The following is a 22,140-nucleotide window of genomic DNA, read 5'->3' on the forward strand; positions in this document are numbered from 1 at the left end:
TAAGAGTTTATTATGATTAAAACCTTCTTTAAGCGACTTTTTTTAGGCTTGCTGATCATTGTGCTACTTGGTGGCGCATTTGCAGCTCATGAATGGAAAGCACAGAAACCTTTCCTGTTCCGGGTATTTCTCGATCGCACATTAATTCAGTTCGCTTTTGAAAGCCCTGAAACTTTAACTTCGCTTGGTTTTCTAGAGTCTGTAGGTATTAAAGGTCACAACGCAAAACTTGATGACGACAGCCCAGAAAAGGCCGACGAGTTATTTGAAAAAATCCCTGAAATTAAAGAAGTATTACTGAGCTATGACGATGCTAGCCTTTCAGAAAAAGAGCGTTTATCTAAAGAAATTACCCTGTATTTATTAGAGTTTGGCGAGCAAGCAGAAGAGTTCAGATATCACAATTATCCGGTTAACCAACTGTTTGGTGTACAAAATGGTTACCCTAGTTTTATGGAAGCTCAACACCAAGTTCATACAGTTGAAGATGCTGAGAATTACTTAGCTCGCCTTGAAGCGGTTCGTGTTAAGTTTGCTCAAAACTTAGCAGGTATTCAGCTGAGAGCCGAAAATGGCATTCTCCCCCCTCGCTTCGTGATAGACCGTGTTTTAGATGAAATGAATGGATTCATCAATACGCCAGCGAAAGAAAATATTCTATATACTTCATTACAAACGAAATTAAACGATGCCAAAGAAGTTACTTCAAACGATAAGGCACGTTTACTTGCCAGTGCCGAGAGCAATATTACAGGTTATGTTTACCCGGCATATGAATTACTGATTGAATATTTTGATCGTGTCAAAGAAAAAGCAGACACCGACGATGGCTTCTGGCACTTACCTAATGGTGATAAAGCCTATGAGTCAGCCTTAAGGTTTTTCACCACTACCGATTACACAGCTGATGAGATTCATAATATCGGCCTTAGCGAAGTAGATCGTATTCAAACTGAAATTCTTACCATTCTAACTGAACAAGGTTACGACACAGCCCAGGGCTTTAGTGTTGCCATTGAGGCATTAGCAGCAGATGAGCGCTTTTACTATGAGGACAGTGACGAAGGTCGAGCTCAGATTTTAAAAGATTATCAAAAAATCTTAGATGAAATTGATGCTAATTTAGATAATGCATTCCGTATCCGCCCAAAAGCTGGCATGGAAGTAGTGCGTATTCCTGAATTTAAAGAAAAAACATCACCAGGTGCCTACTATCAACAGCCGGCCATTGATGGCAGTCGACCAGGTCGTTTCTTTGCTAATTTATACGATATCAAAGCAACACCTACTTATAGCATGCGCACATTAGCGTATCACGAGGGTATTCCAGGGCACCACTTCCAGATTGCCATTTCAATGGAGCTGGAAGGCATGCCGTTCATTCGTCGTATTTCACCATTTACGGCATACACCGAAGGTTGGGCACTCTATACCGAAAGGTTAGCTTGGGAGTTAGGTTTTCAAGAAGATCCATTTGATAACATAGGTCGATTGCAAGCCGAGCTATTTAGAGCTGTTCGCCTTGTCGTTGATACCGGTATTCACGCTAAACGCTGGACACGTGAACAAGCGATTGATTATATGAAGGCAAACACAGGCATGGCGCAAAGTGATGTAGTTTCAGAGATAGAGCGTTATATCGTTATGCCAGGGCAAGCGACAGCATATAAAGTTGGTATGATGAAAATTTTGGAACTTAGAGAACGTGCTAAATCCGTCTTAGGTGATCGTTTTGATTTACGAGACTTCCATGATGTTGTACTGAAAAACGGTGCCGTACCACTCGATATTCTAGAGCGCTTAGTTGAGCAATATATCGAAAGTACATAATTACTTTTCAATCGTTTACTTAAAGGCCGGTTTTACTCCGGCCTTTTCTTTTTCTCTGCATTGTTCATTTAATAAAATTATTCTACTTTAAGAGTTTGAATTCTAAATTAGCGCACAATAGAGCACAAACATCGGTAATAAATATGACATTTTCATTAATTCAAACATTTAGGCCTTCCTTTTTAGTACTAACGCCTATCTGTTTATTTCTAGCTGCTGCGTTAGCGAACTTTAAGGGCTTTCACGTTAGCCTAATACCTCTTTTAATCATGCTTGTTACTGCACTTTTAGCCCATATAGCGGTAAATACGCTAAATGAATATTATGATTTTAAAAGCGGCTTAGATTTAACTACCGATAAAACACCTTTTAGTGGTGGTAGCGGCACTTTACCCGCTAGACCTGACTTAGCCAGTGCGACTTTAGCAATTGGCGTAAGCAGCGTGGTGATTATCGCCATTCTTGGGCTATACCTAGCGTTTGCCACTACCTTAGCAATAATCCCCTTTGGCTTAATAGGTTTACTCATCGTAATAAGCTACACCCAGTGGTTAAATAAAGTGCCACTACTGTGCCTTGTCGCTCCAGGCATCGGTTTTTCAACCATCATGATTATCGGCAGTTATCTAACGTTAACCCGAGAGTTATCAATCGATATTTGGTTAATTGGGCTAATTCCATTTCTGCAAATCAACAACTTATTACTGTTAAATCAATACCCCGACGTTGAAGCTGATAACGCAAACGGCAGAAATACGCTGCCCATTAGGTATGGTCCTAATTTTAGTAATGTTATTTACCTGCTATTTGCCATCATTCCATTTATTTTGCTATCGCTGTTGATATCGATGCAAATACTTCCTCTATTGTCGTACCTCGCGATGGTGGGGCTACCATTTGCGGTATTTGCTTGTATAGGTGCATTAAAAGAAAAATTTGGTATTGGCCAACAACCTAAGTACTTAGCTGCCAATGTCGCCTGTAGTTTATTAACGCCGTTATTTTTAGCTATTAGTCTGCTATAAATATTGCCTTGCCCGCTGCGCTTAGGCACACTATAGGCTTTTAGTTTTAACGATAATATTAGAGAGCTAAATGAGCACATTATCAATTGCCCAACAACAAATTAACCAAATGCTATCAATGCAAGACGCGATGAATTCACGTGTCAGTGAAACTTGGCGAGATAATGGTTACGAATGGTATCGCGCGATTTGGGTCGAGTGTGCTGAAATGCTAGATCACCACGGCTGGAAATGGTGGAAACATCAAGAAATTGATGTGCCACAAGTACAACTAGAATTAGTAGATATCTTTCATTTTGGCTTAAGTTTACGCCTTATGACAGGGGCGAGTGTCGAAGCAATTACTGCTGATTTGGCCAAAGAGATAACCGAAACAAGTAATGAATCTGACTTTAAAATCGCTCTTGAGAGTCTTGCATCTTCAGCGGTTACCGAAAAAGCATTTAACGGTCCGGCGTTTGCTGATTGTATGCGTCTAATGAATATGGATTTAGACGAACTATTTCGCCAGTACGTAGGAAAAAACACGCTTAACTTCTTCCGCCAAGATCATGGCTATAAAGACGGTAGTTACGTTAAAGTGTGGAATGGAAAAGAAGACAATGAAGTGCTGGCTGAAGCCGTTACCCAACTTGATAGCAGCGCACAAGACTTCCAACAACAAGTTTATCAAGCCTTAAAAAATAGCTACCCAGGCTAAATTAATTACTGTAGATATCTCTGGCACACTTTCTGCTTTAACTGGTTATAACAAGTTAACCGTCAAGAAATTGAATTGCTGGAGATGTTTATGGAGCTTATCTTATTTGCTTTAATCAGCTTAATTGCTATTGTTGCTATGTTAGCAAGTCGTCTAACCGACAATAGTTTTCCCTTCCCGTTTGATAGCAAACAAGCTATTTATACGCCTGCAGAAAAGAACTTCATCAGCCTAGTTGAAAAAGCCTTAGGCCCTGAATTTCGAGTATTAAACCGCGTTTCATTAGCGGACATTGTTGATATTCGTAAAGGCGTATCTAAAAAAGCAATGCAGTCAGCATTAAATAACGCTAACAACAAATATCTCGACTTTGTTATTTGTCAGCGCGACAACATGAAATTGCTTGGCGCAGTTGACTTAGTTGATACTAAAGGTCGTGGCTACAAGGTTAAGAAAGATTGGTTTGTAAGTGGCGCCTTAGAAGCGGCTTCTATTCCACATGTAAGGGTAAAAGTGAAACCAAATTATAGTGTTGAAGAAATTCGCGCCTGTTTAGGCAGTAAAATTTTAGGGGTAAATCAGAAGTCACTCCCTAAAGTAAAAGGTCGCGTTATTCCTGCACCACTTGTCAAAGCTCGTCCAAAAAATACTGGGGCTATTACCGCCACTGCAGCAAAAGAGGTGGCAGAGCAACAACCACAGTTATCAGCTCCTTCAATGGCAGCTCTTCCTCACTAAATACTATTTTTATCGCTAAAGGTAAATTGTATTTACCTTTAGCAGACTTTATTCCAATATCGCTTTATAATCTTGCTAATTGTTTTAGTTAGGAAAAAAAATGAAAGCAGGCATTATTGGTGCAATGGAACCAGAAGTTGCTATTTTAAAAGCAGCGCTTGAAAACTCTTCTTCTTCAACTTTTGGTGGTTTTGAATTCCATCAAGGCCAATTAAATGGCAGTGACGTTGTTATTGTTCAGTCTGGTATAGGTAAAGTGGCAGCCGCTTTAGCTACTGTATTGTTAATTGATAAATTTTCACCTGATTACATTGTAAATACTGGCTCAGCTGGTGGTTTTGAACAATCACTAAAAGTTGGCGATATTGTTATTAGCTCTGAAGTACGCTATCACGATGTCAATGTAACCGCTTTTGGTTATGAAATTGGCCAACTTCCGGCTAACCCTGCAGCTTATGTTCCACACCCTGTATTGGTTGATGCAGCTAAGGAAGGCATAAATAAACTCGAAAATATTAATACCCTAGTAGGTCTGATCACAACGGGTGATACATTTATGACAGCAGACGATGACATCGCAAAAGCTCGTGCTAATTTCCCAACAATGGCCGCTGTTGAAATGGAAGGGGCTGCAATCGCTCAAACTTGCCATCAGTTTAATGTACCGTTTGTTGTTATTCGTTCTATGTCTGATATTGCAGGCAAAGAATCCCCGACATCTTTTGAAGCATATTTGGAAACAGCCTCAATAAATTCTTCAAAATTAGTGACTCACATGATTGATACATTAGCAGGTAAAACACTCAGCTAATGAATTTTATCTCAGCAATACCAGAGCAGTTGCACAGCATTATTTTGCTGGTCTTGGTATTGCTGAGTAAATACCTTCTACAATCAGTTGCTCCACACAATCCATGGCGTTTTTTTTCGTTTTTTTGTCAACAACTCGCCTTAAAAGTAAATAAGGCTGAGAATGGCGAACAACAACAACAGATTTCAGGATTTGTCGCGGTTATTGTTACGTTTTCACCGCTTTGGATAATCCTCTGGCTTTTTGGCGACTTTGTTGAAGTTGCTTGGCTTTGGCAAGGGTTTTTACTCTATATGGCACTGGGAACACTGTCGATAAAACGTGACTTAACCCAAATCATTAAAGCCATTTCAGCCAGCAATAATTATCGCGCAAAACAATTACTTCAACCTTTAGTGTTAAGAGACACAAAACAACTTTCTCCTATGGGTATTGCAAAAGCGAGCATTGAAATGCTGGTATTGAAGCACTTACAGCAAACCATAACAACAATTCTTCTATTCATTTGTTTTGACGCTCTTGTGGCCATTAGTTTTAGAATGCTGTTAGAAATGCATTATGCTTGGAATCAAAAACGCAGCGCTATGCGTTTCTTTGGTCAGTTTGCTAACTTACTTGTTCAGCTGACGGCATGGTTGCCTGCAAGACTTTTTTTACTTTCGGGGTTAGTATTATCCTTTGGCCAGCAATCCACCTTACTGTGGCGACTTTCAATGCCCCACTTTTTTAGCTTAAATAATGGCGTATTGCTCCAATTCTTTGCCATCGCACTTAATATCAAGCTATGTGGTGTCGCCATTTATGACGGTAATAAATTAAGAAGAACTGAATATAATCCAACCGGTCGACCTCCTGAATTGCAAGATATAGTGCGAGGTTATCAATTCATTGACCGGATCAATTTTTTTGCCGTAATAATTCTCACTGCCTGCTGCGCATTGTGGTGGGCAATTTCTAATCAAACAACACTATAGGTAAATAACAATGACCTCTTTATTTAAAACAATATTTATCGTTATCTTGACCATATTAAGCCTTTCAGCATATGCAGATCGCCCTACTGTTTCTCAAGAGCAAGTTCTGAGCCTTATTAATGCACCCAAAGCTGAAACATATACCTTACTTGATGTTCGCAGCGACAAAGAGTTTTCTGAGGGCCATGTAAAGTCAGCTATCAATGTTAGTCATGACGCTTTAACAGATAAACTTTCAATGCTACCAAACGATAAAGATCAGTTAGTAATTGTCTATTGCCGTTCAGGTCGTCGCGCCGGTATTGCTGAGCAAATACTACGAGATAAAGGTTTTACTAATGTTTGGCATTTAGATGGCGACATGAAAGGCTGGCAAGCAAGTGAGTTACCGTTAGTTAAATAGATTTAAGGTATTGAGAAGATAACAAATGACCGATCTTTTATTCTGGCTCGATATTTTTGGCATTATCGTTTTTGCGCTTTCAGGGGCGTTAATGGCTGGACGGTATCAATTAGATCCTTTTGGTGTCGTAGTGCTTGCCGCTGTTACTGCCGTTGGTGGTGGCACCATTCGCGATATTATTCTCAATACCCCTGTATTTTGGGTCGAAAAAACCTATTACCTTTGGGTAATCTGTGTAACTGCGGTATTAACTATCGCTTTTATTCGTCGCCCTAAAAGAATTCCTAAGCGTTTTTTACTGATTGCCGATGCGTTTGGTTTAGCATTATTTGCGGTGGTTGGTACGGAAAAAGCTTTAGGCCTTGGTGCGCCGATTTCAGCGGCAATAGTATTAGGTACAATCACAGCGGTTGCTGGAGGCATGATACGCGACGTGCTTTGCAACGTAATACCTATGATCTTAAGGCAAGAAATATACGCGACAGCAGCTATGTTAGGCAGCGGTTTGTACGCAATATTAATCGCCTGGCAAGTTAGCGATACGTTGGCAATTATATTTGCCGTAGCAGGCGCGCTAATACTTAGACTAGCTGCAATTTATTGGCAAGTCTCCCTTCCAGCATTTCAAATTGTTGAAAAAGAAAGTAAACCTTAAGCTTCTATACCCCAGCCGTCATTGTATCCTTTAAACGTTGTGGCAAGCTGTTCAAATTCTGCTTCTTGAGCAACAATACCATCATAACTAGGTACCATTTTTACGGTGCAATCAACATCCCAGACATTTGGTGTCTCGTCAGGATGAATTACTACTTTCATTTCGGGTGCTGCAGTCTTTAAATGATCGACAAGTTGCTGAGCCTGTGCTTCTTGCTCAAATAATTGAAAAAATACTACATCGTGCATATCATTCAAATCAATGCCAGCTTCCTGCATTTCAGCAAGCACGTTACCCGTATCGTCGTTTGGAAAAGTCATAGTTTTTAAATATTTGAAGCAATTTAATGAAGTGCATTATAAAGCCGAGCGCAACAAGATGCATTACTTAACCTTCGAATTGAATGAGAAAAGCCAAGATATCGATTTAATTGTAAATGAAATATGCCTGATAGCGCATCTATATAGCTGCTATTCGATCGAGCAAATATTATGATGACAGGTTAATGACAAGTCACTTATCCGCTCTTCGCACTCGATCATACGCTGACCAAACTGCTCCTTTAAAAGCAGGCTTTTTCCGATTGAATTAACCGCGATAACACAACCCAAATCAACTTGACCAGTATCAACGAACTTACATTGGCTGACATCTTTACAAACTAAATTATCAACAATCAAGGATTTCACTCGCTCTATCTTGTTCAATTGAGCAAGAGCTGTCTCAAGTTGTTTATTATGGGCTTCCGTTTTTAGGTGAGTAGGTGACGGTGAAACGACTGGTTTCGGTAGTGTTTGTTTATTAGCTTGTTTTTCTTGCTCTATTTGCGCAACCAATGCTTTGGTATTTTTTTCGTTTTCATTCAGCAAATAGCCTAAGCCTAGTAATATTGCTGCCAGTGCAACGATGACAAGCAGCGAAATTAATAACCATTTAACCAATGCTTTAAGCACGCTTACCCTGAGCTTGTTTCATTATAGTTAACTGTTGTAACATCGAATCCACTGCCGACGAAATCTTAGTATTAATATCTAAACTATTGTCTTTATCTTTAATTTTGAGTGGGTAGGTTGCTCGCCAAATACTACGACGACTTTTAGGTTTTACAATATCGATGATCAGGCTACCGGGATAAATCATAAGCCGCTCTTTCCTACTACCCTTCTCAGAATGCACTAAACAATACGAACAATAATTCACGCCATTATTGTATTGAATAAAGGTATGGTTATTTTGTTTTACTAAATAATAGGTAACCACGACATCGGCTTGGGATGAATCTTTCAGCAAATAACCTTGGCTATCCATAGACTTTTCTATCGCTAATTCGATACTGTTGCGCATGCCGTCGCTAAGCGGTTGCCAATCAGAGAACTTATGTTCTCGTTGATAAAGCCCATAACTTTTCAGCGCTGAAAAATCAAATATAGGCTGATATTTAATCGCCGCTGTTTTAGTTGAGCTACAACTACAAAGCAGTATAGTTAAAAGTAGCACTACCAAGCTATTTCGCATGTGTTAATTATAATTCGGTAAAAAAACTGCTACTAGCCTACCGAGCATACTAAAAATTACAAGGCCGAAAAGCAAAAAGCCAACACAAGTGCTGGCTTTATTCATTCTAAAAACGTTTTGCTTAAGCAGTAATTACTCGGGCGAACTTACGTTTACCAACCTGATAAACTGCTGTGGTGCCCGCAGACACCTGTAGCTTGTTATCGGTAATTTTTTCACCTTCAATTTTCGCGGCACCTTGCTTAATCATGCGCATAGCTTCCGACGTACTAGCGACTAAGCCAGCTTCTTTTAACAAATTAGCAATAGCAATTACGCCATCAGTTGTGGCAATAGTATGCTCTGGCATTTCATCTGGCATCGCCCCTTTTTGGAAGCGGTTGATAAATTCTTGATGAGCGGCATCTGCCGCAGCGTTATCATGAAACCTTGCAATGATCTCTTTGGCTAATTCAATTTTGATGTCACGAGGGTTAGCACCATCAGCTATTTGTTGCTTAAATTGCTCAATTTCATCTAACGGGCGGAAACTTAATAAATCATAATAGCGCCACATTAAATCATCAGAAATCGACATGATTTTGCCAAACATTTCTGATGGAGCGTCTGTAATGCCAATGTAGTTTCCTAACGATTTAGACATTTTCTGAACCCCGTCTAAACCTTCCAGTAATGGCATCATTAATACAGTTTGTGGTCTTTGTCCTTCGGACTTTTGAAGCTCTCGCCCCATTAGTAAGTTAAACTTCTGATCAGTACCACCTAACTCAACATCTGACTCCAATGCAACCGAGTCCCAACCTTGCACTAAAGGGTACATAAATTCATGAATTGCAATTGCCTGACCGTTAGCATAACGCTTTTTAAAATCATCACGCTCCATCATACGTGCAACTGTTTGACGAGCGGCTAGCTTTAACATGCCCGCAGCGCCTAATTTATCCATCCAAGTTGAATTAAACTCAACTCGTGTTTTTTCTGGATCAAGAATCTTAAACACTTGCTCTTTATAAGTTTCAGCATTAGCAAGTACATCTTCTTTCGATAAGGGCTTGCGAGTAACATTTTTACCAGTTGGATCACCAATGAGGCCAGTGAAGTCACCAATTAAGAAAATAACTTCATGACCTAATTGTTGAAATTGGCGCAACTTGTTAATAAGAACGGTGTGACCTAAATGTAAATCTGGAGCCGTAGGATCAAAACCAGCTTTAATTTTTAACGGCTTGCCTTGCTTTAGCTTTTCAAGTAATTCATCTTCCAGCAAGATTTCTTCTGCACCACGTTTTATTTCTGCAAACGCATGGCTGACATCAGTCATGTAACGAGCTCCAAATCGGTCAACATTCTTCAAATAAGACGCCGATTCTACTGTAATTTAAGGGTTGGATAAAACCCTCTTACTGTTTCTGAGCAATTTTTTTGTTATAGTGAAATTATTAAAGTTGTCGTAGATTTGTAGTTCGAGCAGTATCCCTTTGAAAAATATAAAAAATATTAAACATTTATATTTAGCTTTACCTAAGCAGCACCAGATCGTTATTAGCGCATTATCTGGTTTATTGCTGTTAGCCTTGTTGCTGCCCTCTGAAAAAGCTACCGCAAGCAAGCAAAATCAGCCTTTGGAAATTGGCAAAAGATATCAAGTCACCGATAAAGATCTAACGGTTATTGAAAGTGGCCCTCAAGATCAAATAAATGAATTAACCATTCAACCTGCAATTGAAATCGCACAAGAGATTGAAGCTCAATTACCCGAAAAGCCAGCATATAATTGGCAAAATGCAAAAATAAGAAAAGGCGATTCGCTCGCAAAAATATTTAAACGCTTAGGCTTTAACGCACGAACAACTTATGAAGTTGATAAAGCAGCGAAGCAATTAAAGAAAATCAAAGTAGGTGACATAATTCGTGTTGCTAAAAATAACGAAGGTAAATTGGCTGCTCTTGAATACCCATTGAGTCGTATAAAAACCTTACATGTCGAACTAACAGATGAAGGCTATTATTCCCATATTGACGAAAAAACCGTAGAGACTCGTGAAACATTTGCTCACGGTGTAATTAACTCAAGCTTTTGGAATGCAGGCATTAGTGCAGGATTAGACGACAACCAAATTATTTCATTAGCTAATATTTTCGGTTGGGACATCGATTTTGCATTAGATATTCGTAAAGGCGATAGTTTTCATGTGGTATATGAAAACCGATATGTAGATGGCGAATATATCGGTTCTGGTAAAATTCTCGCTGCCGAATTCGTTAACCAAGATGAAGAGTTTAAAGCAATTCGTTTTACCGACGGCGACTATTACACGCCAGATGGCAAGAGTATGCGTAAAGCCTTTTTACGCGCTCCTGTAAACTTCAAATATATCAGCTCTAATTTCAAACCTAGACGCTTCCATCCGATTCAAAAACGCTGGAAAGCCCATAATGGCACAGACTATCGCGCAGCTAAAGGTACACCAGTAGTGGCGGCAGGCAACGGTAAAGTTACACACTCAACCTATAATAAATACAATGGTAACTACGTATTTATTCAACACGGTGATGGTATTATCACTAAGTACCTACATTTTTCTAAACGCGCAGTGAAAAAAGGCCAACGAGTTAAACAAGGTCAAGTTATCGGCTACGTTGGCTCTACGGGTATGTCTCAAGCGCCACACCTTCATTACGAATTTTTAGTAAACGGAACTCATCGTAATCCAAGAACAGTGAAGCTACCAGACGCGAAACCTATCGCTAAAAAGTATAAAAAAGACTTCTTAGTTATTGCAGAAAAGCGTACACAAGAATTAAACGGTTCTAAACAAGCATTATTAGCTATGCAATCAAACGCTAGTAATGGCTAAGTATTATATTGGTTTAATGTCGGGTACCAGTGCTGACGGTATTGACCTAGCATTGGTTGAGTTTAGTCATTCTCAACAAGCAACTCTAATTGCCAGCCACTATGTGCCTTATGAGCAAGCACTAACTGACGAAATTACTTCGCTTTATTGCCCTAGCAATAATGAAATTGATAGAGCACACGCTCTTGATAAAAAACTCGCTTTTAAGTTTGCTAATGCTATAGAGCAGCTCCTTAGCAATAACAGCCTCAACTCTAATGACATTATCGCTATTGGTAATCATGGCCAAACTATTCGCCACCGACCTGCCTCAAACGAAAGTGAGATAACTGAAGCTTTTACTTTGCAAATAGGTTGTAGCCAAACGCTCGCCTGTTTAACGGGTATTCAAGTAATAGGACAGTTTCGTATTAAGGACATGGCCTTAGGTGGCCAAGGTGCACCACTTGTCCCTGCATTTCATCAATTTATTGTGCCTCAAGATGCAATCGACAATATCGTAGTTAATATTGGTGGTATTGCCAACATCAGCTATTTACCAAAAGAAAAAAGCGGTATTCAAGGATTTGATACGGGCCCTGGTAATTGCTTAATGGATGAGTGGTATTCGCTCCATAATCAAGGCAATTATGATGAAAGTGGTGAATGGGCAGCTAAAGGCAATGTAATTCCTGATTTATTAGCTAATATGCTAAAAGAACCCTATTTTAAAAGGCCAGCTCCCAAAAGCACGGGTCGTGAAGTATTCAATCTAAACTGGTTAAGACAGCTTATTAACCAACACAGTTACCAAGCAGTTGATATACAAGCCACTCTTACTACCTTAACCGCCATCACTATTGCTCATCAGATTAAGCAGTTAACACCTAAGGCAAGTGTATGGTTATGTGGTGGTGGAAGACATAATCAAACGTTAGTAAAAGTGCTTAGTAGTGAGTTACCAAATATGAACGTGGCAAGCACAAAAGTACTGGGAATCGATGGCGACGCGTTAGAGGCAATAGCGTTTGCTTGGCTTGCATATGCCTACAAAAATAATATTCATAGCAACATACCAGCAGTGACAGGGGCTGCAAAAAGTACGACACTCGGTGTACTTTTCACCCCTTAACATTCTTTGAAAAAAAACTCGCAACTCATAATTTTGCTTCTATACTGAAAGTTCGCCTGTAGAAAAACAAGCGACACATTACTGTACTAATTTGGTATGAAACTGACGATTTATTGAACTAAAAATAAAATAAGCAATCTAATGTTTTGTGCCTTTGTCTCAACACATATTTATAGGAGGAGCAATGGAGTTTAGTGATATTCATATTGGAATGAAGTGCGGAAGTAAAAAAGGAAGTGGCACAGTGACATGGATAGATGGCTCTACGCGCACCGTATATATGGCGGATACTGAAAACAACAATAGCTTTGAAGTAAACTTTGAGGAACTTATCGAAGATCCTCAAGCACACAATAGACAGGACACCTATTACTGATAGGAAAATATTTAAATAAAAAAGCCTCTATATGTAGAGGCTTTTTTATTTCCAAAATTTAATTTGCTTTACTTTGCAATGACTTATCTTTTCCGTACATTTTTTAGCTTGATCACAAGCTAAATAATAACTATTATCACTTGCGTTCACGTTAACGGGGTTTTCATATGTACGTTTGCATCTGCAAAGGCATTACAGACAAGCAAATAAAACAAATGGTATTAGAGCAAGGTGTAGGCAGTATTCGCGAGCTTAAACAGCAACTTGATATCGCTTCACAGTGCGGTACATGCGCTAAGCTTACACAGCAAGTTATCGACAATACAATTATTGATGAAAGCCTGTTCAAAGACGTTGGCTAAAGATTTTTCGTTAATAAAAATCGTATTCAAAATCATTCCTATTTTAAACAACCCTCTGAGTTAGTTAACATTTTTGCAACTCAAATAATTCTCACTATACTGGTATTGTTAACTCATTAAACAGGACACTACCATGAAGAGCAACACTGAGATTGTAGCTATGCTAAACAAGGTACTCACCTCAGAACTCACCTCCATTAATCAGTATTTTTTGCACGCTAGAATTTACAAAAATTGGGGATTTTCACAACTAAACGATAAGTGTTATAAAAAGTCTATTTTAGATATGAAACAAGCGGATAAGTTAATTGAACGTATTTTGTTTCTTGAGGGTTTACCTAACCTGCAACAGCTTGGGCAACTATCAATTGGTGAAGAAACACCAGAGATGCTCAATTGCGATTATCACTTCCAATTAACCCAACGTACAACCATACAGCAAGCAATTGCGCTCTGTGAATCACAACAAGACTATGTAAGTCGTGACATGCTATCTGACATTCTGGAAGGTGAAGAAGAGCATATCGACTGGATTGAAACTCAACAATACCAACTTGAGCAACTAGGTCTCGAAAAATATTTACAAGCTCAACTTTAGGAGGCGAACATGAAAGGTAATAGCGAAATAATTGCACAACTAAATAATTTACTCGCTTTTGAGTTAGCTGCTATGGATCAGTATTTTATCCACTCAAGAATGTATGACGATTGGGGGTTTAGTAAACTATTCGAACGTATTAACCATGAGTTTGATGATGAAAAAGGTCATGCTTCATTACTTATTGAGCGCATCTTGTTTTTAGAAGGTACACCTGATATGACCAAACGGGATGGCTTAATGATCGGTAAAGATGTTCCTGAAATGCTAGCTAGCGACCTTCGCGTAGAACTAGCAGTTGATCAAAAACTCAAAGAGGTTATGGCGCTATGCGAAAAAGAGCAAGATTATGTCAGCAGAGATATGCTACAAACTTTAATTAATGACACTGAGTCTGACCATGCATTTTGGTTAGAGCAACAGTTAGGACTTATCGATAAGATAGGCCTCAGTAATTACCTACAATCTCAAATGTAAAAAGGCGCTTTAAGCGCCTTATCATTAAATACAATAAATTCTATTGATTACTTTAGATTATACGTTTCCTAGAACGGAATATCATCGTCAAAATCAATTGTAGGCTCTTGTGGATTAACCTTTGGTGCATTTTGTTGTGCTGGTGCTTGTTGATTAAAACCACCACCTTGTTGAGCTGGAGCTTGTTGATTAAAACCGCCTGATTGAGCAGGCTGACTAGCTCGTTGGTTAAAGCCACCTTGCTGTGCTGGTTGAGCCGCAGGCTGATTAAATCCGCCACCTTGCTGCGCTGGTGCTTGTTGGTTAAAGCCACCTTGCTGAGCCGCCGATTGGTTAAAGCCACCTTGCTGTGCTGGTTGAGCCGCTGGCTTATTAAAGCCGCCTTGCTGACCTGAAGACTGATTAAATCCACCTTGGCCTTGTTGCTGGAAACCACCTTGGCCTTGACCGCGTGAGTCTAACATCTGCATATCATTTACGATAATTTCAGTCGTGTACTGGTCAGCACCTTGTTGGTTCTGCCACTTACGCGTTTGAAGGCGACCTTCTAAATAAACTTTTGAACCTTTCTTTAGGTATTCACCAGCAATTTCTGCAAGGCGTTGATACATTACAATACGGTGCCATTCAGTTTTTTCTTTCTGTTCACCTGATTGCTTATCTTTCCATGTTTCACTAGTTGCTACAGTAAAGTTAGCTACAGCGCCGCCGTTTGGCATAAAACGAACTTCAGGATCTTGTCCCAAATTACCAACAATAATTACTTTATTAATACCACGACTGGCCATTTACGTTTCCTATTTTTAGTTGGCAGTAGCACTAAGCTACTGACTAACAAATCATTTAATTAAGAGAAGAAAATTAAATGAGAAATTGTTCTTTTGAGCTGATCGATTCTATCACTCTAGTACGTGAATCGATAGTAGAAAATAGATAAATTTTAGCTATCGCCAGGATACAAATGCCCAGCTAATTCTTCCCTCAATGATTCAGAGATTGGTACAGACTTTTGTGCGTTGTAGTCAAAGCAAACCATTACTGCTGTACCTGATGCAACACGCTGACCTTGCTGCCATAGCTCTTGAAATACATCAAATGATGAGCCACCAACTCGACCTATGTAAGTCCTTACTTCCATCGCATGACCGTAAAACATCTGGGCTTCAAACGCGACATCTATCTTAGCTAAAATCAATGGCCAGCTCGATAAATTCAACTCTGGTGTGAAAATTTTAAATACTGGTGTCCTGGCACCTTCAAACCATATAGGCACCATAGTGTTATTGATATGCCCTAGTGCATCAGTGTCACTAAAGCGAGGAAGAAATGATTCTGAAAACATAACCGAGCTATTCCAAATAAAAAACAAATACTAACCTGAATTAATGGCAATGTTTATCGTTTTTACTAGGCGATTAGTCGCGATTCACTATTGTTTTAACTTACAGTTAGGTACAGTGTCGAAAGAACAATAATTTGAGAAGCCATCAATGAAACAACTATTTTTGCTAATTTGCTTAATATTTTCCGCTACTAGCATTGCAGGACCGGGAGACAAAGCGCCAGATAAAGATCGTGGCGAAGGCCCATATAAGCGTTTAATTTTGCGTGGGGGTATTATGGTTAATGGTGAAGGAGCTCCAGCTCAAGGACCAGTTGATATCGTTGTAGAAAATGATCGCATTACTCGCATAGTAAGTGTCGGCAACCCTGGCGTTCCAATTAAGGCTCATAAACGCCCGCAAGCAAAAGAAGGCGATAAAGAAATAAACGTTGAAGGCCAATACATCTTACCTGGCTTTATCGATATGCACGGCCATATAGGCGGGAGTGCCGATAATATTCCGGCGGAATACGTGTTTAAACTATGGCTAGGCCATGGCATAACTACCGTGAGAGAGCCAGGGAGCTTTAATGGTGTTGATTGGGTGATGGACCATGTAGAGCGCAGTAATAATAACACGATTGTTGCACCGCGGATTATTCCCTACGTAGGCTTTGGTATGGGATTAAAAGAACCAATTACAACACCAAAACAAGCACGTAAATGGGTTAAGAGTATTGCAAAGCAAGGCGCTAAGGGCATCAAATTTTTTGGTGCCCCACCAGCGATAATGAAAGCTGCGTTAGACGAAGCCAAAAAACAGGGCTTAGGAAGTATGATGCATCACGCCCAGCTTGAAGTTACCAATATGAACGTTGTTGATTCGGCTAAACTTGGCTTAACAACAATGGAGCATTGGTATGGTTTACCTGAAGCACTATTTGAACACCAACATATTCAAAATTACTCACCTGATTACAATTATAATAACGAACAAGATCGCTTTGGCGAAGCTGGCCGCCTATGGCAACAAGCTGCAAAGCCAGAGACGAAAAAATGGCTAGAAGTTCGAGATGAATTGTTAGCATTGGATTTCACCTTAAACCCGACCATGACAATTTACGAAGCAAGTCGCGATTTAATGCGTGAGATGAATGCAGATTGGCATAAAGAATACACCTTACCTACGCTATGGGACTTCTTTCAACCAAGCCGATATGCCCATGGCTCATATTGGTTTGATTGGACAACTGATGATGAAATTGCATGGAAAAAGAATTTTCAGCAATGGATGGCTTTTTTAAATGATTATAAAAACCATGGTGGACGTGTCACTACAGGTTCAGACTCTGGTTATATCTTCAAAATATATGGTTTTGGTTATATTCGCGAGCTTGAGTTACTTCGAGAAGCAGGCTTTAACGCGCTAGAAGTGGTCCAGTCTGCAACCATCAATGGTGCTGAAGCATTAGGCTTAGAAGATGAAATAGGATCTATCCGTGTTGGTAAAAAAGCAGACTTAGTGGTAGTCGCAGAAAATCCACTTCGCAATTTTAAAGTGTTGTATGGTACAGGTCACTTTAGGCTAAACGACAGTAATAAACCTATTCGCGCAGGTGGTGTTAATTACACCATTAAAGACGGCATAGTTTACAACGCTAAAGAATTATTAGAGGATGTCAGAAGCATGGTAGAAAAAGCAAAACAAAAAGAAACTAGCAAATAACATTGTCTTTTAATGCATGGATGCACAGTTAATAAGTGAGTTGTAACAGTGCGAAATTGGTTTTTAGTTTTAATAATATTGCCTAGCATAGCTTGGGCTACAAATAAGCCATTGCTTCGCATTGTTGCACCTGAAATACCCCAACTAATAAACACAGATGGCACTGGGACTTATTGGAATATTATCAAGGCGATTTATCAGCCACACTATAAATTGCAACTTTCCACAGCACTGCCAAGTGAAATTGCTCGGCTAAAACAAGAAGAGTTTGCCGATGCATTTATTTCATTTGGAAAAAATACAAATAGCGTAAATGACGTTTTTTCCAAACAGCATATAGATACACGTTACTCAATTCATTTGCTCTACAATCCGGCGCAATTTGAATATACGACGCCAAGTTCTCTCGAGCATAAAGTAGTTGCAACCACCAGAGAATTTACCACGCTAGATATATTGCCCTATAACACGCAAATGTATCAGGTAGACTCTATTGCCAATATCAATAAGCTTGTTCACAACAAACGCATAGATGCGCTTGTCACATACAGTTATAACGTACATCTGTCAGATCCTGAGCAATCGCTAACTAGTGTAGAGATTGCGCCGGCTCAAAAGGTGTACTTACAATTTCCAAGTACAAATGGCCAACGTTTAGCAGATGAGTTTGATGCGGCAATGGCAAAGTTGCTGGCTGATAAAGAAATTGAACAATACTTTGAAAAAGAAGCTGATTACCTGCACGCGAACTTCTTCAACACCTCTCAAAATAATCAAATTGATTGGCACTTGGTTCCCAAAAAATACTCTCAAGATTCAAAAAAACTTGAAGCGTTAGAACAAGAAATACACTTTTCAAGTTATATCGATAGGCAATTATCCAATATAGATTTAGATATTCAAGTAAACAGCTCTCGTATTATTTTTGAACACTTTAAAACGCAAGATAACCAATGTGCACTAAATATAAGTAAAACTGAAGAAAGACAACTTATTGCTTATTTTTCTTTACCAAGTTACGTATTTTTAGCACCTAGACTATTAACGATCTCAGGTAGTAAAATTGAACAAGAATTGTCTAATCAATCTGTAAATACTATTTCGCTAGAGCATTTATTAATACCCGCCCCACAATACCGAATTGCTATTATCGACGGGGGAAATACAGAAAAAGTATTATTAAAATCTTACTCACAAGACTTATTAGACAACTTAGTCCAAATATCCGATGTCCCACAAAATAAGATATTGCCATTGCTGCTTAATAAGCGGGTTGATGCTGTGATAGTTTGGCCAAGCTTAATACCAAATATTATTGCTGATAGTAAAGTTTCAAATCAATTAACAACATTTGGCTTAAATAAACTAGTTAGTAACTATCAATATAGCTATATTGCCTGTAGCAAATCAGAAAAAGGCTTAGCAATGATTGAAGCGATAAATCTGCTGCTTGAGCAGAAAAAGCATCGAAGTGCATTATTTGATGAAACACTATCAACAATGGATAATCAATCGGTAGTGCAATTTAAGGAATTGTTAGTTAAGCCCCTTTAGCATCTTTCCAAAAGGGGCAGTAATCATTTGATTAAAAATGTATAACTAATCCAGCAAACACGCCATCAAATTCGATGTCGGTGTATAAGTCACTTAAGTCTTCCAATTCTAATTTAACTGAACGATAACCAGCTGTGACATTAACGTCTACGGCAATATTGTCAATTAAGTCATAGCTAATACCGACTTGATAATCATATAAAGTATGATCATCTATTGATAAAAAGTTACCTTCAGCATAAAGGTTCAACCCAGTAAACATTAGACCAATTTCTGTTGCTGCGTATAGCATAGGGACAATTTCTGACGCTGACTGTTTACCTGTGAGTGTTTCCGTTACCGAACCGCCACTGGAGTCCGTTGTAGTCACTGTAGATGTTGCAACAATTTCACTGTCAAAATCACGACCAGTTAAACCAAAATCAAAACTAAAGGCTCCGTTGTCAAATAGCTCATAGTAAAGCGTGTAGTCGGTATAACTGACATCAAAATCAGCATCTACACTAGAGCCAACTGTAAAAGTTTCATCACCAAACTTAAATTCTTCAGTTAACGTTGCAGAACCAGTAGTGTCCAATGTCGTTTGAGCAAGTTTTATATTAGGAATAAATGGAAATGGATGTTCGACAGCAATATGAAAGCTCGTTTGCTGTTCATCATCAAGCCTAAATTCTTGCATATTGGCAGTTTCACCAAATGCACCCGTAGCTTCATTATCCCAAATTTGACCGCCAATATAGAGACCAACAACATCAGCTTGCGCCGTAGCAGACATCAAGCTGATTAAACTTGCTGCGATAAGAGTTTTTTTCATTATTTATCCTTGACTTAATAACTCATTCAAATCGATAAGCGCAGCATTTGCGCGAGAAATATAGTTAGCCATAACCAATGAGTGGTTAGCTAAAACACCAAAGCCATCACCATTTAAAATCATTGGGCTCCAAATACTTTGCTGACTTGCTTCCAATTCACGAATAATTTGTTGAACACTTACTTTCGCATTTTTATTTTCTAGCACGTCATTAAAATCAATTTCTATCGCTTTTAAGAAATGTAATAACGCCCAACATGCGCCTCTAGCCTCATAAAATTCATTATCAATTTTCCACCAGCTAGTTTTAACAGCTAAATTAGAAGCCGCATAAGTTGATTGCTGTGCAACACTGTCACCGGCTAAATCTGTGTTTACAATTTCACGACCAACACTTGCACTTAATCGTTGAGAATAACTCCCCAATCGCTTTTCTACTTCACTCAACCATGCACGCAAGTTATCTGCACGCGCATAAAACTGAGCACCTTGAGTATTCACATCAGTTAATGCATTACGGAAGTTATAAAGCTCTTTGATAGCTTTTGAATATTCACTTTCTGCGGAAGGTACTGCCCAGCTAGTATGATCAATATTGAAACGTGGCTGTGCGTTTTTCAGGAATTGATTCTCTAGTGATTGTGATTGCGAACGACTTAATTCTTGACGCATGACAAGCGTCATATCTCGCACCATTTCAAGAACGCCAAACTCCCAAGATGGAATATTGTCTAGAAAAACAGACGGTGGAAGTACATCATTACTTAAATAACCACCTGGTTTATCTAATAATGTTTCAGCCACTAAAATAATTGAAGTAGTTGTTGTGTAACCAATGACTGGTGCTACATTATCTTTCGTAGCCGCACTAGTTACCGCTTCACGAAGATCAATTTCATCGGGCTCGAAGCTCATATAAACGCCTAAAAAATAAAAGACGAGCAAAATACCGACTAAGATACTAACGACAGATTTTGTTGAAAAAGTTACGTTCATTACTAACTCCTAGTGGTTATGATGATGCTTTGTTTTAGGCTTAGTTTGCTTAATTGATTTTACTGGCAGCAAAACGTCGATCTCTTGGCCTTCTTTGAAAAGCAAAGTAACGTTGACATCTTGTCCCGCTTTTAGCGGCGTCTTGATATCAAACATCATTAAATGTAACCCCATCGGCTGAAGAACTGCGCTGTCGCCCGCTGCAATGATAATAAATTCTTTTTGTCGCATTTTCATCATGCCATCAGCCATCAAATGCTCATGAATTTCTATGCGAGGGATCTCTCGGCTTTTAGCACCAATTAATGTAACTTGCTGCTCACTATTATTATTAATTGTCATATACGAAGACGTAATTTCATTTCCTGGTATAACTTCCCTGATATACCCATCGTTAACGTCAACATTGCTGCCAAATGCACTAAATGTGCTAAGAATTAACGTAAAAACTGTAACTACACGAGAAAAAGTACTCATCTGCGCTATACATCCTTTTGGAGAACTATTATTGTTATTTCACTCTTATTGTAACTAAGCCAACGCAAAATGGATAACTTAATTCTTTCAAATGAAGAAAATGGCGTATTAACAATTACCCTAAACCGACTCTCCAAGAAAAACGCTTTAACTTCAGACATGTATTTAGCCCTCTGCACATTATTTGAACGTGCACGTACCAGTGATGATATACGTTGTTTAGTCATTCAAGGTGATGCTAATTGTTTTTGTGCCGGCAACGACTTAGCTGACTTTTTAAATGCCAAACCCGATGAGGAAATGGCAGCATTCAAATTTATTCAAACGTTAGCCAATTTTAACAAACCAATTGTTGCTGCTGTAGCAGGCGCAGCAGTCGGCATTGGTACCACCTTGCTACTACATTCTGATATTGTTATTGCTGCCGAAAACAGCAAGTTTGCTTTACCATTTACTCAACTTGGTTTATGCCCAGAAGCAGCATCAAGTATGTTAATTCCTAACCTTGTTGGTCATGTAAAAGCGTTTGAGTTGCTGGTTTTAGGCGAATCATTTGATGCTAATACCGCCCTTTCTTTAAACTTGGTTAATAAAGTTGTAAACGCCGAATCCTTGCTCATTTGTGCTAGTGAATATGCCACTAAAATTGCTGCGCTACCTAATGACTCTGTGATGACATCACGTGCGTTGTTAAAACAAGCGAATTCGACTTTAGTTAAAGAAGCAATGGCGCTTGAAGGAGATGCTTTTGCTCGACTAATGCAAACTCCCGACTGCAAAGCTATTTTGTCAAAATTCCTTAAAAAATAACGATGC

Annotated in this window: 26 protein-coding genes; 17 read left to right on the plus strand and 9 right to left on the minus strand. The window is 39.0% G+C overall.

The features are described from left to right. The first annotated feature begins 12 nt into the window (after positions 1–12). The 8 genes from HII17_RS02105 to HII17_RS02140 all read left to right on the plus strand — a co-directional run bounded on the left by HII17_RS02105 (position 13) and on the right by HII17_RS02140 (position 7,136). Complete coding sequence (locus tag HII17_RS02105; RefSeq protein ID WP_211185221.1) at positions 13–1,830, plus strand: DUF885 domain-containing protein; 1,818 nt, start codon at positions 13–15, stop codon at positions 1,828–1,830. Between the two features lie 143 nt (positions 1,831–1,973). Then, positions 1,974–2,855, plus strand: coding sequence for a prenyltransferase (locus tag HII17_RS02110; protein WP_169073661.1), 882 nt, complete (start codon positions 1,974–1,976; stop codon positions 2,853–2,855). Positions 2,856–2,925: 70 nt separating this feature from the next. Then, positions 2,926–3,555: a dUTP diphosphatase gene (locus tag HII17_RS02115; protein ID WP_169073662.1), complete on the plus strand. Its 630-nt coding sequence runs from the start codon at positions 2,926–2,928 to the stop codon at positions 3,553–3,555. Between the two features lie 90 nt (positions 3,556–3,645). After that, positions 3,646–4,293: a DUF2726 domain-containing protein gene (locus HII17_RS02120; RefSeq protein WP_169073663.1), complete on the plus strand. Its 648-nt coding sequence runs from the start codon at positions 3,646–3,648 to the stop codon at positions 4,291–4,293. 100 nt (positions 4,294–4,393) lie between these two features. Further along, positions 4,394–5,104, plus strand: coding sequence for a 5'-methylthioadenosine/S-adenosylhomocysteine nucleosidase (mtnN, locus tag HII17_RS02125; RefSeq protein WP_169073664.1), 711 nt, complete (start codon positions 4,394–4,396; stop codon positions 5,102–5,104). Further along, a complete protein-coding gene (locus HII17_RS02130; protein WP_169073665.1) occupies positions 5,104–6,078 on the plus strand; it encodes a cobalamin biosynthesis protein CobD/CbiB in 975 nt (324 codons plus the stop codon). Before mtnN ends, HII17_RS02130 begins: the two co-directional genes overlap by 1 nt. A 10-nt stretch (positions 6,079–6,088) precedes the next feature. Then, a complete protein-coding gene (locus HII17_RS02135) occupies positions 6,089–6,481 on the plus strand; it encodes a rhodanese-like domain-containing protein (protein ID WP_169073666.1) in 393 nt (130 codons plus the stop codon). A gap of 25 nt (positions 6,482–6,506) precedes the next feature. After that, positions 6,507–7,136, plus strand: coding sequence for a trimeric intracellular cation channel family protein (locus HII17_RS02140; protein ID WP_169073667.1), 630 nt, complete (start codon positions 6,507–6,509; stop codon positions 7,134–7,136). Here HII17_RS02140 and HII17_RS02145 read toward each other — a convergent pair. The 4 genes from HII17_RS02145 to tyrS all read right to left on the minus strand — a co-directional run bounded on the left by HII17_RS02145 (position 7,133) and on the right by tyrS (position 9,972). After that, a complete protein-coding gene (locus tag HII17_RS02145) occupies positions 7,133–7,456 on the minus strand; it encodes a ribonuclease E inhibitor RraB (protein WP_169073668.1) in 324 nt (107 codons plus the stop codon). The two genes, HII17_RS02140 and HII17_RS02145, sit on opposite strands and share 4 nt — an antisense overlap. A 150-nt stretch (positions 7,457–7,606) precedes the next feature. Next, entirely contained in the window at positions 7,607–8,089 is a 483-nt protein-coding gene (locus tag HII17_RS02150; protein ID WP_169073669.1) for a hypothetical protein, read from the minus strand. Then, a complete protein-coding gene (locus HII17_RS02155; RefSeq protein ID WP_169073670.1) occupies positions 8,082–8,633 on the minus strand; it encodes a DUF4136 domain-containing protein in 552 nt (183 codons plus the stop codon). The genes HII17_RS02150 and HII17_RS02155 overlap by 8 nt, the downstream gene beginning before the upstream one ends. Positions 8,634–8,772: 139 nt before the next feature. After that, on the minus strand, positions 8,773–9,972 hold the full coding sequence (gene tyrS, locus HII17_RS02160) for a tyrosine--tRNA ligase (protein WP_169073671.1): 1,200 nt from the start codon (positions 9,970–9,972) through the stop codon (positions 8,773–8,775). A 166-nt stretch (positions 9,973–10,138) separates the two neighbouring features. Between tyrS and HII17_RS02165 the strand changes: the two genes are divergently transcribed. From HII17_RS02165 to bfr (HII17_RS02190), 6 genes are all read left to right on the plus strand, one after another. Further along, positions 10,139–11,509 carry a peptidoglycan DD-metalloendopeptidase family protein gene (locus HII17_RS02165; protein WP_408033872.1) on the plus strand — a complete coding sequence of 457 codons (1,371 nt, stop codon included), beginning with the start codon at positions 10,139–10,141 and terminating at the stop codon, positions 11,507–11,509. Beyond that, the gene (locus HII17_RS02170) at positions 11,502–12,620 is read left to right on the plus strand and encodes an anhydro-N-acetylmuramic acid kinase (protein ID WP_169073672.1); all 1,119 of its coding nucleotides are present in this window, start codon (positions 11,502–11,504) and stop codon (positions 12,618–12,620) included. Before HII17_RS02165 ends, HII17_RS02170 begins: the two co-directional genes overlap by 8 nt. 184 nt (positions 12,621–12,804) lie before the next feature. Next, positions 12,805–12,996 carry a hypothetical protein gene (locus HII17_RS02175; protein WP_169073673.1) on the plus strand — a complete coding sequence of 64 codons (192 nt, stop codon included), beginning with the start codon at positions 12,805–12,807 and terminating at the stop codon, positions 12,994–12,996. Positions 12,997–13,163: 167 nt separating this feature from the next. Beyond that, positions 13,164–13,358 carry a (2Fe-2S)-binding protein gene (locus HII17_RS02180; protein ID WP_169073674.1) on the plus strand — a complete coding sequence of 65 codons (195 nt, stop codon included), beginning with the start codon at positions 13,164–13,166 and terminating at the stop codon, positions 13,356–13,358. Between the two features lie 133 nt (positions 13,359–13,491). Further along, positions 13,492–13,956, plus strand: a complete 465-nt coding sequence (gene bfr, locus HII17_RS02185; protein WP_169073675.1) for a bacterioferritin — start codon at positions 13,492–13,494, stop codon at positions 13,954–13,956. 9 nt (positions 13,957–13,965) lie between these two features. After that, positions 13,966–14,433 carry a bacterioferritin gene (gene bfr / locus HII17_RS02190; RefSeq protein WP_169073676.1) on the plus strand — a complete coding sequence of 156 codons (468 nt, stop codon included), beginning with the start codon at positions 13,966–13,968 and terminating at the stop codon, positions 14,431–14,433. Positions 14,434–14,501: 68 nt separating this feature from the next. Here bfr (HII17_RS02190) and ssb read toward each other — a convergent pair whose 3' ends face one another. Beyond that, on the minus strand, positions 14,502–15,221 hold the full coding sequence (gene ssb, locus HII17_RS02195) for a single-stranded DNA-binding protein (RefSeq protein ID WP_169073677.1): 720 nt from the start codon (positions 15,219–15,221) through the stop codon (positions 14,502–14,504). Positions 15,222–15,373: 152 nt separating this feature from the next. Further along, on the minus strand, positions 15,374–15,775 hold the full coding sequence (locus HII17_RS02200; RefSeq protein ID WP_169073678.1) for an acyl-CoA thioesterase: 402 nt from the start codon (positions 15,773–15,775) through the stop codon (positions 15,374–15,376). Positions 15,776–15,923: 148 nt separating this feature from the next. Between HII17_RS02200 and HII17_RS02205 the strand changes: the two genes are divergently transcribed. Beyond that, positions 15,924–17,483 carry an amidohydrolase family protein gene (locus tag HII17_RS02205; RefSeq protein WP_169073679.1) on the plus strand — a complete coding sequence of 520 codons (1,560 nt, stop codon included), beginning with the start codon at positions 15,924–15,926 and terminating at the stop codon, positions 17,481–17,483. A gap of 48 nt (positions 17,484–17,531) precedes the next feature. Further along, positions 17,532–19,037 (plus strand): transporter substrate-binding domain-containing protein, encoded by a 1,506-nt coding sequence (locus tag HII17_RS02210; protein ID WP_169073680.1) that lies wholly within the window; start codon positions 17,532–17,534, stop codon positions 19,035–19,037. Between the two features lie 31 nt (positions 19,038–19,068). On the opposite strand, the gene HII17_RS02215 is transcribed toward HII17_RS02210, so the two are convergent. The 3 genes from HII17_RS02215 to HII17_RS02225 are packed head-to-tail and all read right to left on the minus strand — an operon-like array spanning position 19,069 to position 21,324. Next, a complete protein-coding gene (locus tag HII17_RS02215; protein WP_169073681.1) occupies positions 19,069–19,851 on the minus strand; it encodes a TIGR04219 family outer membrane beta-barrel protein in 783 nt (260 codons plus the stop codon). A 3-nt stretch (positions 19,852–19,854) separates the two neighbouring features. After that, the gene (locus tag HII17_RS02220) at positions 19,855–20,847 is read right to left on the minus strand and encodes a DUF2333 family protein (protein ID WP_169073682.1); all 993 of its coding nucleotides are present in this window, start codon (positions 20,845–20,847) and stop codon (positions 19,855–19,857) included. A gap of 9 nt (positions 20,848–20,856) precedes the next feature. Beyond that, positions 20,857–21,324 (minus strand): copper chaperone PCu(A)C, encoded by a 468-nt coding sequence (locus HII17_RS02225; protein ID WP_169073683.1) that lies wholly within the window; start codon positions 21,322–21,324, stop codon positions 20,857–20,859. 69 nt (positions 21,325–21,393) lie between these two features. Here HII17_RS02225 and HII17_RS02230 point away from each other — a divergent pair, with 69 nt between their 5' ends. Beyond that, positions 21,394–22,134, plus strand: coding sequence for an enoyl-CoA hydratase-related protein (locus HII17_RS02230; protein ID WP_169073684.1), 741 nt, complete (start codon positions 21,394–21,396; stop codon positions 22,132–22,134). The last annotated feature ends 6 nt before the right edge of the window (positions 22,135–22,140 follow it).

The sequence above is a fragment of the Thalassotalea algicola genome, assembly GCF_012932965.1.
In the GTDB taxonomy this organism is placed as follows: domain Bacteria; phylum Pseudomonadota; class Gammaproteobacteria; order Enterobacterales; family Alteromonadaceae; genus Thalassotalea_F; species Thalassotalea_F algicola.

Coding starts and splice junctions, on each gene's coding strand:
- HII17_RS02105 (WP_211185221.1), top strand. CDS start 13: ATGATTAAAACCTTCTTTAAGCGACTTTTTTTAGGCTTGCTGATCATT.
- HII17_RS02110 (WP_169073661.1), top strand. CDS start 1,974: ATGACATTTTCATTAATTCAAACATTTAGGCCTTCCTTTTTAGTACTA.
- HII17_RS02115 (WP_169073662.1), top strand. CDS start 2,926: ATGAGCACATTATCAATTGCCCAACAACAAATTAACCAAATGCTATCA.
- HII17_RS02120 (WP_169073663.1), top strand. CDS start 3,646: ATGGAGCTTATCTTATTTGCTTTAATCAGCTTAATTGCTATTGTTGCT.
- mtnN (WP_169073664.1), top strand. CDS start 4,394: ATGAAAGCAGGCATTATTGGTGCAATGGAACCAGAAGTTGCTATTTTA.
- HII17_RS02130 (WP_169073665.1), top strand. CDS start 5,104: ATGAATTTTATCTCAGCAATACCAGAGCAGTTGCACAGCATTATTTTG.
- HII17_RS02135 (WP_169073666.1), top strand. CDS start 6,089: ATGACCTCTTTATTTAAAACAATATTTATCGTTATCTTGACCATATTA.
- HII17_RS02140 (WP_169073667.1), top strand. CDS start 6,507: ATGACCGATCTTTTATTCTGGCTCGATATTTTTGGCATTATCGTTTTT.
- HII17_RS02145 (WP_169073668.1), bottom strand. CDS start 7,456: ATGACTTTTCCAAACGACGATACGGGTAACGTGCTTGCTGAAATGCAG.
- tyrS (WP_169073671.1), bottom strand. CDS start 9,972: ATGACTGATGTCAGCCATGCGTTTGCAGAAATAAAACGTGGTGCAGAA.
- HII17_RS02170 (WP_169073672.1), top strand. CDS start 11,502: ATGGCTAAGTATTATATTGGTTTAATGTCGGGTACCAGTGCTGACGGT.
- HII17_RS02175 (WP_169073673.1), top strand. CDS start 12,805: ATGGAGTTTAGTGATATTCATATTGGAATGAAGTGCGGAAGTAAAAAA.
- HII17_RS02180 (WP_169073674.1), top strand. CDS start 13,164: ATGTACGTTTGCATCTGCAAAGGCATTACAGACAAGCAAATAAAACAA.
- bfr (WP_169073675.1), top strand. CDS start 13,492: ATGAAGAGCAACACTGAGATTGTAGCTATGCTAAACAAGGTACTCACC.
- bfr (WP_169073676.1), top strand. CDS start 13,966: ATGAAAGGTAATAGCGAAATAATTGCACAACTAAATAATTTACTCGCT.
- ssb (WP_169073677.1), bottom strand. CDS start 15,221: ATGGCCAGTCGTGGTATTAATAAAGTAATTATTGTTGGTAATTTGGGA.
- HII17_RS02200 (WP_169073678.1), bottom strand. CDS start 15,775: ATGTTTTCAGAATCATTTCTTCCTCGCTTTAGTGACACTGATGCACTA.
- HII17_RS02205 (WP_169073679.1), top strand. CDS start 15,924: ATGAAACAACTATTTTTGCTAATTTGCTTAATATTTTCCGCTACTAGC.
- HII17_RS02215 (WP_169073681.1), bottom strand. CDS start 19,851: ATGAAAAAAACTCTTATCGCAGCAAGTTTAATCAGCTTGATGTCTGCT.
- HII17_RS02220 (WP_169073682.1), bottom strand. CDS start 20,847: ATGAACGTAACTTTTTCAACAAAATCTGTCGTTAGTATCTTAGTCGGT.
- HII17_RS02225 (WP_169073683.1), bottom strand. CDS start 21,324: ATGAGTACTTTTTCTCGTGTAGTTACAGTTTTTACGTTAATTCTTAGC.
- HII17_RS02230 (WP_169073684.1), top strand. CDS start 21,394: ATGGATAACTTAATTCTTTCAAATGAAGAAAATGGCGTATTAACAATT.